11 protein-coding genes are annotated in these 12,436 nt (G+C 56.6%); 3 read left to right on the top strand and 8 right to left on the bottom strand.

The genetic code is table 11. The features are described from left to right. Window positions 1–456: 456 nt before the first annotated feature. From GPK94_RS09000 to GPK94_RS08990, 3 genes are all read left to right on the top strand, one after another. Window positions 457–765: a hypothetical protein gene (locus GPK94_RS09000; RefSeq protein WP_215655585.1), complete on the top strand. Its 309-nt coding sequence runs from the start codon at window positions 457–459 to the stop codon at window positions 763–765. Between the two features lie 416 nt (window positions 766–1,181). Then, window positions 1,182–1,610, top strand: a complete 429-nt coding sequence (locus GPK94_RS16035; RefSeq protein WP_215655584.1) for a UxaA family hydrolase — start codon at window positions 1,182–1,184, stop codon at window positions 1,608–1,610. Beyond that, entirely contained in the window at window positions 1,607–1,906 is a 300-nt protein-coding gene (locus GPK94_RS08990) for a UxaA family hydrolase (protein ID WP_252192553.1), read from the top strand. Before GPK94_RS16035 ends, GPK94_RS08990 begins: the two co-directional genes overlap by 4 nt. Before the next feature lie 214 nt (window positions 1,907–2,120). On the opposite strand, the gene GPK94_RS08985 is transcribed toward GPK94_RS08990, so the two are convergent. The 8 genes from GPK94_RS08985 to GPK94_RS16030 all read right to left on the bottom strand — a co-directional run bounded on the left by GPK94_RS08985 (window position 2,121) and on the right by GPK94_RS16030 (window position 12,303). Next, window positions 2,121–3,125 (bottom strand): molybdopterin cofactor-binding domain-containing protein, encoded by a 1,005-nt coding sequence (locus tag GPK94_RS08985; protein WP_215655582.1) that lies wholly within the window; start codon window positions 3,123–3,125, stop codon window positions 2,121–2,123. Continuing rightward, complete coding sequence (locus tag GPK94_RS08980) at window positions 3,122–4,423, bottom strand: molybdopterin cofactor-binding domain-containing protein (RefSeq protein WP_180956876.1); 1,302 nt, start codon at window positions 4,421–4,423, stop codon at window positions 3,122–3,124. Before GPK94_RS08980 ends, GPK94_RS08985 begins: the two co-directional genes overlap by 4 nt. Beyond that, the gene (locus tag GPK94_RS08975; RefSeq protein ID WP_215655581.1) at window positions 4,416–4,916 is read right to left on the bottom strand and encodes a (2Fe-2S)-binding protein; all 501 of its coding nucleotides are present in this window, start codon (window positions 4,914–4,916) and stop codon (window positions 4,416–4,418) included. Before GPK94_RS08975 ends, GPK94_RS08980 begins: the two co-directional genes overlap by 8 nt. Window positions 4,917–4,930: 14 nt before the next feature. After that, window positions 4,931–5,812, bottom strand: coding sequence for a xanthine dehydrogenase family protein subunit M (locus GPK94_RS08970; RefSeq protein ID WP_215655580.1), 882 nt, complete (start codon window positions 5,810–5,812; stop codon window positions 4,931–4,933). 11 nt (window positions 5,813–5,823) lie between these two features. After that, complete coding sequence (locus GPK94_RS08965) at window positions 5,824–6,891, bottom strand: MBL fold metallo-hydrolase (protein WP_186962717.1); 1,068 nt, start codon at window positions 6,889–6,891, stop codon at window positions 5,824–5,826. 86 nt (window positions 6,892–6,977) lie between these two features. Beyond that, window positions 6,978–10,490, bottom strand: a complete 3,513-nt coding sequence (gene nifJ, locus GPK94_RS08960; protein ID WP_215655579.1) for a pyruvate:ferredoxin (flavodoxin) oxidoreductase — start codon at window positions 10,488–10,490, stop codon at window positions 6,978–6,980. After that, entirely contained in the window at window positions 10,487–11,446 is a 960-nt protein-coding gene (locus GPK94_RS08955; protein ID WP_195278238.1) for a 3-hydroxyacyl-CoA dehydrogenase family protein, read from the bottom strand. The genes nifJ and GPK94_RS08955 overlap by 4 nt, the downstream gene beginning before the upstream one ends. Continuing rightward, window positions 11,443–12,303 carry a dihydroxy-acid dehydratase gene (locus GPK94_RS16030; protein ID WP_346728018.1) on the bottom strand — a complete coding sequence of 287 codons (861 nt, stop codon included), beginning with the start codon at window positions 12,301–12,303 and terminating at the stop codon, window positions 11,443–11,445. Before GPK94_RS16030 ends, GPK94_RS08955 begins: the two co-directional genes overlap by 4 nt. Window positions 12,304–12,436: the final 133 nt, after the last annotated feature.

The raw sequence follows: 12,436 nt of genomic DNA, 5'->3' as shown, positions 1-12,436 counted from the left end.
TCTTTCGGGGTACTCCGATTTTTATTTTCCAAATTGTTCTGTGATAGTTGTACGGAAACGTACAACTTTTTGCTTATTTCCCCTTATTTGTGAAGAATATTTTCTTGTACTTTTAAGGGGGAATAAATGTTGTACTATAAACGATGTTTCAGTACAATACAAAAGGGCGCCGGACTACCAAGCTGGGGCAAATGGACGCACCATTCAGAGGGCGAAACCCACCGTGAAGAGTGCTTGATGCTGGATGGCTGCAAGCAGAGATAGAACGGCAAACGAGGGAACGTTATATCTCTGGGCAATATGAGCTCGGAAAGCTAAATATGTTTGGACAAAGAATCAATATCAGAGTAACTATTCCAAAGAAAAATGGCTTTGGCGATGTTTCTTTTGTCACAGGTTGGATGGCAAAACCCAACGGGCAGATAAAACTGAATACGCCATACGGAGGTAAATAATATGACATACATGGACAATGTAGAAGTTATTGTCGAAAAGGAAAAGTACACAAGAGATGGCGTTCATAAAGGTATGCAAGGGTGGATCACTGAACCAGAAAACATCAACGGATATTGGTTGGTTAATTTTCCTCAGTACGGTGAAAAGAATGATATTGCTACAATTCCCGTCAGGGAAGAAGATATGAAAGTGGTGAAAATCCTTGATGCACGCATGAACGAGCAAATCAAGGCGCAATTTGAAAAAGAAGCCGATCAGGCAAAAACATTTGCCGAAAAGCTGGATGATCTTTCTAATTATCGTATCTAATGGGATAAAAACCTCTTGCTTGCTACGCTAAAACCATTGATATGACTGGATTTTTCCAAGTCCTATAATTACACTCCGATTTTTTATTTTTTAGATTGTTCTGTGATGGTTGTAAAGACCCAATTGGTATAAAATATTCTATCTCTATCCTATCCAAACATTGCAATTAAACTTTGAACGGACGCTCCCAATAGAGCGTCCGTTCAAAGTTTATAAAACATATCTGCTGTGCATGTCATCCAGATCTTATCTTTCCGCATTGATAGCAAATTGGAATGGAAAAAATATCAAATGCACAACCCATTCTTCTGTTTGGAAGAACTCTCTTCCTCCGCACGAAATTTTAACTCCAGCTCCCGACTCAGGCGGTACAAGGTAACAATCGCCACTGCCGCCAGGATAACCTCTGCTGTAAGTTGAGCATAGGCCAGACCAAAAAGAGGCCAAAACAGGTTCCAAACAAACAAAGCAGGAATCTCCAACACAATTTTCCGCAGAATTGCAAAACTCAGTGCCCGTTTCCCCATACCACGCGCCTGAAATACAGTATTCGCCGCGGCGATTCAAAGAAGATAGCGGCAGCAAAAAACGCAGAAAAGACCGCAGCCTTTGCCTGCACCATGGTTCAAACGACCGCACAGCTGGAGCGCCAGGCAGTCCCCTTTTCCAAGCTGACAGTTGGGCTGGAATGTGGCGGGTTAGATGCTCTCTCAGACATCACGGCCAATCCGGCAAACAGCGAAATTTGCCGTGAAATCTGTGATTTGATCGATCTGGGCGAAAAATCCCCTGTTGTTCCAGTCTATCGATTATGGATGGGCCAGGCTTTGACACAGAGTCCATGACCAGCCTGGTAGCGGGTGGCGCTCAGATCTGTATCTTTCGTACCGGCCATGGAACTCCGATTGGCCATCCATGCTGTCCCGTAGTAAAAATGGCAAGCAACAGCAGGGTTTTCCATGTGATGCCCGGGGATATGGATATTAACGCTGGTGAAATTCCGGAGGGAAAAACGCTGGAAGAGGTTGGCAAACAGATCATCTCTCTCATCCAGGCAGTTGCAAACGGCCAAGAGACTGCTGCTGAACAGAATCTTCAGGGCGGTATTTGGGGAATGTATGCATTCTCCCGCTCCTTCTAAATTTTCTGTTTCTTAAACATACAAGCCTCATACATCTTTGGAGTGATCCAGTGATCACGGACGGTGTATGAGGCTTGTATTATTTTTATACCATCTCAATTCGGTACATCCAAACAGAAAACCTTATCCCTAATATCGACAGCAATACACCCCAGAACGACGTCTTCCGCAGAAGGCCTCTGTCCTGGGGTGTATCATCCGGGTAAGATGGAAATTATTTGGACTTTTTCTCCTTAATCAAACGCAGCACCTTCTCCGGGGTGGCAGGAAGGCTGTCCACCACCACCTCAACTGCGTCATAGATGGCATTGACGATGGCCGGGGACTGGGTGTCTACCACCATCTCGCCGCAGCCCTTTGCTCCGTAAGGACCATTGGGGTCGTAGTTCTCATAAAAAGAGGTGGCACTATGCTGGGGCATATCCATAAACGTAGGGATAATATAGTCGGTAAAGCTGTCAGCATAGGGCTCCATACGCTCCGGGAAACGGGGGGCCAAATCCTCAAAGAGTGCCATACCAATTCCCTGGATATTGCCTCCGTCAGCCTGGGCCTCGGCCTGGAGAGGATTGATCACCGTGCCCATGTCATAACAGTTGTACAGGTTGATTACCCGTACCACCCCGGTCTCGTCATCCACCTCCACATCGGCCACGCAGGAGCCGTAGGCCATGATTTTACTGGGCAGAGTAGCTCCTGTCTCCGGATCACGCGGCGGGGCGGGCTCGGGAAGGTATCCCCCGGTCCCCATGAGAAATACCCCGCCATAGTTGCTGGCCGCCCCTATCTCCGCCAGAGTCATTCCCTTTTCCGGCTGGGTTGTGATAAACGTCCGGCCCTTCTCATAGGACATCTCCGCAGCAGGCACGCCCAGCTTCTCCCCCACGAAGGCCTTAAGCTTTCCTATCAGATCGTCGGCAGCCGCCAGGATGGCATTGCCCACGATGACGGTAGAGCGGGTACCGGCCGTATCCATGCTGAAGGCGGCGGTATCGGAGTTCGTATTATCAAAATTAATTTGTCCGGGCTCAATTTCCAGCCGCTCAGCGGTAATCTGGACCACTACATTTTTGAGACCCTGCCCCATCTCACAGGAGGCATTCGACACATCGATGGTGCCGTCGGGCTTGATCCGCAGGGAGACCAGATCCGGATCTCCGCCCCCATTGAATCCAGAGGGATAGTAGATGGTGGAGATCCCCCGTCCTGTCCGAATCATTTTTCCACCTCCTTGGAGCTCATCGTCCGGTACTGCTCTTCCAGGGAGATGCCCGCCAGGTCAGCTACCCCTTGGAGCGTCTCTATGGTGGACACTGCCCGCAGCCGGTTGCCCACATGGCTGATGTCATCCTCGTGGAAGGCATTGATAAACCGGATAGCCATGGGAGATATTCCTACTGCACGGGCGTCCCGATCCAGTTGAACCTGCTCGGCAAACTGGCCCACATTGACTCCGAATCCCCGGCGGGATCCGCTGGGCAGCTTGTTGGTAAACACCATATGGGTGTCTACTGCCAGGTTCTCAATCAGGTTCGCTCCCGCCACCAGGTTTGCATTCTTCTCGGCGGCATAAAGGCCCAGTTCGGTAAAGGCTCCGCAGTCGTGGATAACCTCCACATGCCGGGCAGTGATCTTTCCATCCCTGCGCACGCCGTCCTTGATCTTGAAAATCCAGGGGGTGGAAATCGTGGTGAACATCATCTCCTCGGCCCGTGTGAGCGTGTAGCGCACCGGTTTGCCCGTCTTGAGGGCCAGCAGGCCAGCGATATGGTCAGTGGCCACACTGTTGCCCGATCCGAAGCTACCACCAATGGTATTACCAATGAACTTCAGCTTATTCATGGGAAGCTGAAACACATTAGCCAGGTCGCCCATGACAAAGTAAACACCCTGTGTCTTGCTGTAGAGCACCAGCTTACCGCTTTCGTCTACATAGGCCAGTGTGGAGCAGCATTCCAGCGGGGCATGCTCCTCGCAGGGCGTGGTGTAGCGCCCCTCCACAATGACATCGGCTTCGGCAAAGCCCTTCTCAATATCTCCCCGGCGGACACGCCGCACCGGCGAGGTCCCGTCAAAGAGGTGAACATTGCCTTCCGGCCGGATCTGGGGGGCATCAGGCTCCATGGCCTTCTCCGGGTCAAAGACAGGTTCTAGCTCCTCGTACTCTACCTTAATCTTGGCCAGGGCATCCAAGGCAGCTTCCTTGCTCACTGCTGCCACTGCTGCCACCGGCTGCCCCCGATAGCGGGTGATCTCCTCGGCCAGCACATGGTTGTCAGGTACCATGGCAAAACGATTGTAGGGCACGTCCTCCCGCGTGATGACCCCGTACACCCCGGGCATCCGTTTTGCCTGGGTCACATCCAGCGAGACAATGCGGGCACGGTGATAGGGACAGCGCAATACCTTGCAGGTCAGCGTGCCGGGCATGGTCACGTCGCTGACATAGATCGTGCGTCCAGTTACGTGGCCCAGGCCATCATAACGTGGGATAGGCTTACCGATGGCATTAAACATCCTGCTCCCTCCCTTCGGGCAGCGGACCGTACTCGCCATTTGCCACAGCCAGCACCGCCTGGGCGTATTTCTCATAGGAGCCGCAGCGACACAGGTTGCCGCTCAGTGCCTCCTTGATTTCCTCCAGCGTGGGATGGGGATTGCGATGCAGGAAGGCATCAGCGGCCATCACCATACCGGGCGTGCAGTATCCGCACTGGGGAGCGCCTTTTTCATAGAAAGCCTGCTGGATCGGGTGGAGCCCCTGGCTGGGGGTGATGCCGTCCAAAGTAACTACTTCACGTCCCTGGACTGTCATGGCCAGAACCAGGCAGCTCTTTACCGCTTGGTTGTCCAGATGGACCGTGCAGGCGCCGCAGTCCCCATGGTTACAGCCGCACTTGGGGCTGGTCAGGCCGATCTCGTCCCGGAGCATCTCCAGCAGGGTGGTTTCGGGCTTTACCGCCACCTCCACGGGGATGCCGTTCAACACAAAGGATACCATCTGTTTCATGTCCGTTTCCTCCCTTATGCCTGATCGGCCATGCCGGCGGCGGCCAGGATAGCCCGCCGAACCAACACCGGCGCGGTCTCCATCCGATACCAGGCGGTAGAGCGGATGTCATCAATGGGCGAGAGCGCTTGGTTGACCAATCCAGCCGCCCTTTCCACAGCTGCATCGTCCAAGGGCTTCCCCACCAAGGCCTGGGCCGCCGCCTCGCACAGTTTGACGGTAGGGGCAGCACTGCCCACGGCGATCCGTGCAGCGGTACACACGCCGCCCGACTGTTCAATGTAGGCCGCAGCATTGACCACAGAGAGCGTTTCGGCCGCCCGGCGCCCCAGCTTTTGGAAATTAGCATAGCCCGTGCCGGGAAAGACCGTAATCTGGGTGAGAACCTCATCCGCCGCTGCCACCGTTTTGCCCGGGCCGGTAAAGAACTCGGCCAGGGGCACCTTCCGCTCACCGGACGGGCCCTGAAGGGTGAGCTGGGCACCCAGCACCAACAGAGCAGGTAAAGTATCCGCCGCCGGAGAGGCATTCATAATGTTTCCTCCCAAGGTGGCTGTATTGCGCACTGCAAAGCCAGCCATGAGGTCGGCAGCCTGGCACAGCACAGGGATTTTATCCCGCAGCAGAGTGCTGTCCTGGATCTGAGTGATGGTGGTCATGGCACCAATGCAGATGGCCTCTCCCTCCTCCCGGATACCGCCCAGCCCAAGTTTGGCCAGGGAGATCAGGGCCATGGGCGGCTTCTCCTCATAGGGGATCTGATCCCGCTCCATATTGATCCGGGGTACCAGGTCGGTGCCGCCAGCCAGGAACTTGATCTGAGCTCCCTGCTGGGCGGACACCGTTTCAAAGAGGGCCTGGAAGTCATCCGGTGCAAAGAACCGGTATTCTCTCATGGCATTTCCTCCTATTTCTTGGCAAAGACCGACTTGCTGAAATCGTAGTTCTCGCTGCCATCGGGATAGCGGTAGCGTCCCTTGTCCTTGTCGGCGGGGTAGTTGAATCGTCCGCCGCAGCGCATGATCATCGTCTTGATCTCGGGAGTGTTCTCACTGACAATACGCTCAAACTGCTTGACCAGCAGTTCCGGGTCCCCGGCGGTATTGGCCCAGTTGTCGTAGTGATCGGGGATAAGTACTTTAGCCTGGAGGATCTGACCCACCCGGGCACAGTCGTAGGGAGTCATCTTGTCGGTGGCACCGGGGGCGTTGGAACCCATGTCGAAAATCGCCACATCGATGTCATACTTGTCCCGGATGGCCACATAGCCGTCATGGTACCAAGTGTCACCCATGAAGAGAATGTTGCCTGCGCTGGTCTTGAAGAGGTAGCAGCAGGCCGCCTGCTCAAAGGGCAGCAGCACATCCCCCTCGCCAGTCTTAATGGCTGTCTGGTCATAGCAGATGAGGAAGTCCACCTCGGCTCCCTTTACCTTCACGCTCTCCCCTACCTTGGCCAGAACGATTCGGTCATCCGGCACACCGAAGCCCTTGAGCTTCTCCACTGCCGTAGGCGGGCCATAGAAGGGCGCATTGGTGGTCTGGAGGGCAGCCTTGACTGCATACAGGTCGCAGTGATCCTGATGGGCATGCGTACAGAACACTCCGTCCAGCTGATTGAACCGCCAGGGGTCAATCACCTGAGGATTGAGGCGGATCCAGTTGATGGAATCAGCCCCCGATTGCTTGCACACTCCGCAGTAATAGAGCTCGGTGTACATGGATGGTCCACAGTACTGGTCGATGAAGAAGATACCCCCCTCATCCGTCTTGAGCACCCAGGAGGGGCCGCCGCACCACCACAGGCTTACCTGTCCCTTGGGCACCTGATAGGATTCAATCTCCTGGTTGAGGAAGGTCCCCCACTCAGGGAAGCTGTCTTCCAGCCACTGGGTCCGGTCGATGGGGTGATCCTGGTTGACATAGGCACCAGAGATGATGCCCCGTCCGTCACTCTTCGGTACGTTGTTTGCCATAGTAACTCAGCTTCCTTTCTTGATCAAATAGAATGGTTGGTAGCTTCTATGGAGCGCGCCCTAGGGCGTGGTGGAACCAATCGTGGTTATGTCTCGGGGTGAGACAGGATCTCATAGGCTGTCCGGCGGGCCCGGGCATCCCGGCAGGCCTTCTCCTCCAGGCGCTGGGCTCGATCCGGGAAGCGAAGAGCCAGGGAGGCATACCGATTCTCTCCCCGCAAAAAGTCCTCCAGGGAGCCGGTGGGTGCCTTGGAGTCCAGCTGGAAGGGATTCTTCCCCGCCTGGGCCCGTGTGGGATCGTAGCGGTAGAGATGCCAGTAACCCGCCTCCACTGCCCGCTTCATCTCCTGCTGGCTGCATCCCATGCCGCACTTGAGGCCATGTTCGATGCAGGGACAATAGGCAATGATGAGAGATGGACCGGGATAGGCCTCCGCCTCCCGCATGGCTCGCAGGCACTGTTCTGGATCGGCTCCCAGAGCCACCTGGGCCACATAGATATAACCATAGCTCATGGCGATCCGTCCCAGATCCTTCTTGCCGGTCTCCTTCCCGGCGGCGGCAAATTTGGCCACTGCCCCTGCCGAGGTAGATTTGGAGGACTGGCCGCCAGTATTGGAGTAGACTTCGGTGTCCAGCACCAGCATGTTGATATTTTCTCCGCTGGCCAGCACGTGGTCCAGGCCGCCAAAGCCAATGTCATAGGCCCAGCCGTCTCCTCCAAAGGCCCACACCGATTTCCGCGCCAGATAGGATCGGCCCTCCAGCACAGTCTGGGCGGCACGGGCGGCCTCCCCGGTAAGTTGGGCTCCCTCCAGGGCATCCAACAGGTCGTCGGAGGCGACGGAAGCGGCGTCGGTATCCAAATAGGCCCGCGCCTCTGCTATACCGGCCTGAGCCAGTACCCGAACCGGCTCGGCCAGAGCCTCCCGTTCCTGCTGAGCCGCAAGAAACATGCCGTAGGCATATTCCGCACAATCCTCAAACAGAGACATGGCCCAGGCCGGTCCCCTGCCCTTGCGGTTGGTGGTATAGGGGGTCGATGGCGTGGAGCCGCCGTAGGCGGTGGAACACCCCGAGGCGTTGGCAATGTACATCCGATCCCCAAATAGCTGGGTGAGCAGTTTAATGTAAGGGGTCTCCCCACAGCCGGCACACGCTCCGGGGAACTCAAAGAGCGGCTGAGCAAACTGGCTGGACTTTACGTTGGCGGCACTCACCGCGTCCTTTTTCACCTGTACCTGCTCTACCGCGTAGGTCCAGTTGGCATCCTCTTCCCGGGCCTGGTCCAGAGGAACCAGTTTTAAGGCCTTTTCCTGGGCCGGGCAGCAGTTGACGCAGCTGCCGCAGCCGGTGCAGTCCAAGGGGGAGATCTGAATCCGATAGGTATATTTCTCCAATCCCTTGCCCCGGGCGGGCAGGGTCACAAAGGTGTCGGGACGCTTGTCTTCCTCCTCCTGATTCAGCAGGAAGGGACGGATGGCCGCGTGGGGACAGACCAGGCTACACCGGTTACACTGGATGCAGTGATCCGGCAGCCAGCAAGGAACCTGATAGGCGGTACCCCGCTTCTCATAGGCCGTGCTTCCTGGCGGGAAGGAGCCATCCTCCATCCCCACAAAGGCACTCACCGGCAGGCGATCGCCCTGCTGACGATTCATTACACTGGCCATTTTCTCTACATAGGTCGGGACAGAGCGCACAGGGACAGGTGCATCCTCAGCCTGGGCCCAGTGCTCCGGAATGGAAAAGCTGCGCAGCTGGCTGAGCCCCGCATCCACAGCGGCGCAGTTGAGATCCACTACCTTTTGCCCCGCCTTTTTATAATAGGTTTTGTAGATGGCCTGCTTCATCAACTGGGCCGCCTGGTCCATGGGCAACAAGCCGGCCAGCTGGAAGAAGGCCGCCTGGAGCACCGTGTTGATTCGTCCTCCCAGTCCCAAGCGCTGGGCAATCCCTCCAGCATCAATGAGGCAGAGCTTGGCATTCTTCTCCGCCAGCCCCCGCTTGAACGAAGCGGGCAGGTGGCATTCCAGTTCCTCGTCGGTCCAGGGACAGTTGAGCAGGAAGGTGCCTCCAGGCTTCAGGTCAGCAGTCATGTCATAAACTCGGAGGTAGGCAGGGGTATGGCAGGCCACCAAGTCAGCCCGGGTAACCAGATAGGAACCCCGGATCGGTCTGTGGGAAAAACGCAGATGGCTCTGGGTCAGGCCCCCTGACTTCTTGGAGTCGTATACAAAATAGGCCTGGGTATACAGGTCGGTGGCCTCTCCCACGATCTTGGCACTGTTTTTATTGGCCCCGACGGTTCCATCGCTCCCCAGGCCCCAGATCTTGCAGGCAAAATCCCCTGGGACAGAGAGATCCGGGTCAGGAAGCATGGGAAGAGAGAGATGGGTGACATCATCCTCAATACCAATGGTAAAACCATTTCTGGGCTGGTCGCTGGCCAGGTTCTCATAGACTGAGAGGATCTGACCGGGAGTGGTATCCTTGGACGCCAGACCATATCGGCCGCCCACGATGAGCATATCGGGGTTTGCTCTGTAAAAGACATTGCATACATCGGAGTACAAGGGCTCCCCGGTTGCCCCGGGCTCCTTGGTCCGATCCAGCACGGCAATGCGCTCGACCGAAGGGGGAATGGCCGCCAGCAGGTGTTCGGCCGAGAAGGGCCGATAAAGGCGTACCGCCACCATACCTACCTTGCCCCCCTGTGCATTGAGGTAGTCCACTGTCTCCATGATGGCACCGCACACCGATCCCATGGCGATGATGATGTCCCGGGGCTCTTCCGCTCCGTAATAGTCAAATAAGTGGTAGCTGCGGCCGGTAAGTGCAGAAATCTGGTCCATATAGCCCTGAACGATACCGGGCACCGCATTATGGAAGGGATTGGATGCCTCCCGCTGCTGGAAGAAGATGTCTGGGTTCTGCGTAGTGCCCCGGGTGCAGGGATGGTCTGGGTTAAGGGCCCTGGCCCGGAAGGCCCGGATGGCATCCCAATCCACCAGAGGCGCCAATGCCTCATCTTTGATCACATCAATCTTCTGGATCTCATGGCTGGTGCGAAATCCGTCAAAGAAGTGGAGGAACGGTACTCGTCCCTTGATTGCTGACAGATGGGCCACCGCTCCCAGATCCATCGCCTCTTGGGGACTGGCAGAAGCCAGCAGGGCAAAGCCGGTCTGGCGGCAGGCCATCACATCGGAATGATCTCCGAAGATGGACAGGGCATGAGCGGACAAGGTCCGGGCAGATACATGGAACACGCCCGGGAGCAGCTCACCGGCAATCTTGTACATGTTGGGGATCATCAGCAGCAGCCCCTGAGATGCGGTGTAGGTGGTGGTCAGGGCACCCGCCCCCAGGCTGCCGTGGACGGTACCGGCAGCGCCTCCCTCACTCTGCATCTCCACCACTCGAACAGGTTGTCCAAATAGGTTCTTACGTCCGGACGCTGCCCACTCGTCCACCTGCTCGGCCATGGGGGACGAAGGGGTGATGGGAAAAATACTCGCCACCTCGGTGAAGAAGTATGACACGTGGGCAGCGGCTGTGTTCCCATCCATGGCCGCCTTGTAGGTATACTGGTTCATACATCCTCTCTCTTTCCGAACAGACACTGAGACAGCTTGAGAAATTCCGCATCCCGTTTGGCGATGGCCTTGGCTGCCTTATCTCCGCTGTAGTCGTGGAAACCAGCACCGCTCTTGACTCCCAGTCGGCCCGCTTCAAAGTTTTCCTGGATGATTCGAGGCACACAGGTGTCGTTACACAGTTGGCCGAAGAGATAGCTGCCCACATTGTAAAAGACATCGATCCCGCCAAAATCCACGGTCTCGAAGGGGCCCAAGCAGGCATAGCGCATCCCCAGGCCGTATTTCATCACGCTGTCTACGTCCTCCAGGCTGGCATACCCCTCCTCCACAATGTGGCAGGCCTCCCGCAGCAGTGCATACTGGAGTCGATTGAGCACAAAGCCGGGCGGATCCTTGTGGACCATCACCGGGTGCTGCTCCAAGCGGAGGGCCAGAGAACGAATCGTCTCCAGACAGTCCGGGCTGCTCTTCTCCCCGGCGATGACCTCCACCAGGGGGATGAGATGGGGTGGATTGACCCAGTGCATCCCGGCAAAGCGCTCCGGATGCTTCACGGCCTGGGCAATCTGAGAGATGGAGAGGCCGGAGGTATTGGTGGCCAGCACGACATCCTCTCCCACCAGCTCGGATACCTCAGACCAGAAGCTATGCTTCACCGCCATCTTCTCTACAATGGCCTCCAGCACGAAGTCTGCACGGGTAAATACCTCTTTCTCGGTCGTGTAGCAGATCTGCTGCACCAAGTCCCTGGACTCCTCCTGGGTAAGGGCCCCCTGGTCCACCATAGCCTTCTGGTTGATGGCGATGAGGGAGGCTGCCTTATCCAATGCCTCCTTGGCAATGTCGTAAAGAGTGACGGAATAGCCATGGGCCGCAAAAATCTGGGCAAAGGATGCCCCCATCACTCCGGATCCCGCCAATACGACATGCCGGATGTCTGCTGCCTGTTTCATCGTTCTACCTCCTCTTCTCCACAATGGATGACCGCGCCCTGGGCCGCCGAGGAGGCCCACCGGGCATAACACTGTAAATATCCTCTGGGGGCCTGCACCGGCGGGGGTGTCCACTTGGCCCGGCGGCGGGCCAGCTCACCTTCCTCTACCAGCAAGTCCAACCGTCCGGCGGGCACATCGATGACAATCTCATCCCCGTCCTCTACCAGAGCGATAGGCCCCCCTTCGGCGGCCTCGGGGGAGATATGCCCCACAAAGCAGCCATTGTTGGTGCCTGAAAACCGTCCGTCGGTGACTAAGGCCGTCTGCTCGGCTAACCCTCGGCCATAGAGGAATTTCATCGCCTTGTACATCTCCCGCATACCGGGTCCCCCCTTGGGCCCCTCATAGCGGATGACCACCACATCGCCTGGCTGAACAGTCCCGGCCAGGATAGCCTCGTTCGCTGCTTCCTCCCGGTTAAACACACGGGCCTTTCCGCGGAATCGCTGTAAATGAGGTCCATATGCCCCCGGCTTGGTAACCGCTGTGTGGGGGGCCAGATTCCCTCGGAGCACCGCCACACCCCTGTGGAGGCCATAGGCAGTCTCCCGTGTGCGGATGAGCTCCGGGTTATCCGGGAAGAGGTAGTGGTACCCCTTCAGGTTCTCTCCCACCGTCTGTCCGGTACAGGTGAGGGCGGTGGAGTCGATAAGATCACCCAGCCGTTCCATCAGCCGTGGAATCCCACCCGCACGGTGGAACTCCTCCATATCATAGGCCGCCGCAGGATTCACCTTTACCAGGTGGGACGTAGTGTGGTACATCTGGTCAAAAAGATCCATGACACTTCCGCTCCATCCCGCCTCATAGGCCACCGCGCTGAGATGAAGCACTGCGTTTGTGCTGCCGCTGATGGCCTACACGACCCGCACCGCATTGCGCAGGGCCCTTTCATCCAGGATTTTTCGAGGGGTAATCCCCGCCTCCACCAGCTGACAGATCCGGATG

Source organism: Pseudoflavonifractor sp. MCC625, assembly GCF_018784545.1.
Taxonomy (GTDB): Bacteria; Bacillota; Clostridia; order Oscillospirales; family Oscillospiraceae; genus Pseudoflavonifractor_A; species Pseudoflavonifractor_A gallinarum.
Note: the sequence above shows the minus strand (reverse complement) of the source record. Positions and strands in the feature narration are given on the sequence as shown.

Bases quoted from the DNA above. Each gene is read 5' to 3' on its own strand.
- GPK94_RS09000 (WP_215655585.1), top strand. From the start codon at position 457: ATGACATACATGGACAATGTAGAAGTTATTGTCGAAAAGGAAAAGTAC.
- GPK94_RS08990 (WP_252192553.1), top strand. From the start codon at position 1,607: ATGACCAGCCTGGTAGCGGGTGGCGCTCAGATCTGTATCTTTCGTACC.
- GPK94_RS08985 (WP_215655582.1), bottom strand. From the start codon at position 3,125: ATGATTCGGACAGGACGGGGGATCTCCACCATCTACTATCCCTCTGGA.
- GPK94_RS08980 (WP_180956876.1), bottom strand. From the start codon at position 4,423: ATGTTTAATGCCATCGGTAAGCCTATCCCACGTTATGATGGCCTGGGC.
- GPK94_RS08975 (WP_215655581.1), bottom strand. From the start codon at position 4,916: ATGAAACAGATGGTATCCTTTGTGTTGAACGGCATCCCCGTGGAGGTG.
- GPK94_RS08970 (WP_215655580.1), bottom strand. From the start codon at position 5,812: ATGAGAGAATACCGGTTCTTTGCACCGGATGACTTCCAGGCCCTCTTT.
- GPK94_RS08965 (WP_186962717.1), bottom strand. From the start codon at position 6,891: ATGGCAAACAACGTACCGAAGAGTGACGGACGGGGCATCATCTCTGGT.
- nifJ (WP_215655579.1), bottom strand. From the start codon at position 10,490: ATGAACCAGTATACCTACAAGGCGGCCATGGATGGGAACACAGCCGCT.
- GPK94_RS08955 (WP_195278238.1), bottom strand. From the start codon at position 11,446: ATGAAACAGGCAGCAGACATCCGGCATGTCGTATTGGCGGGATCCGGA.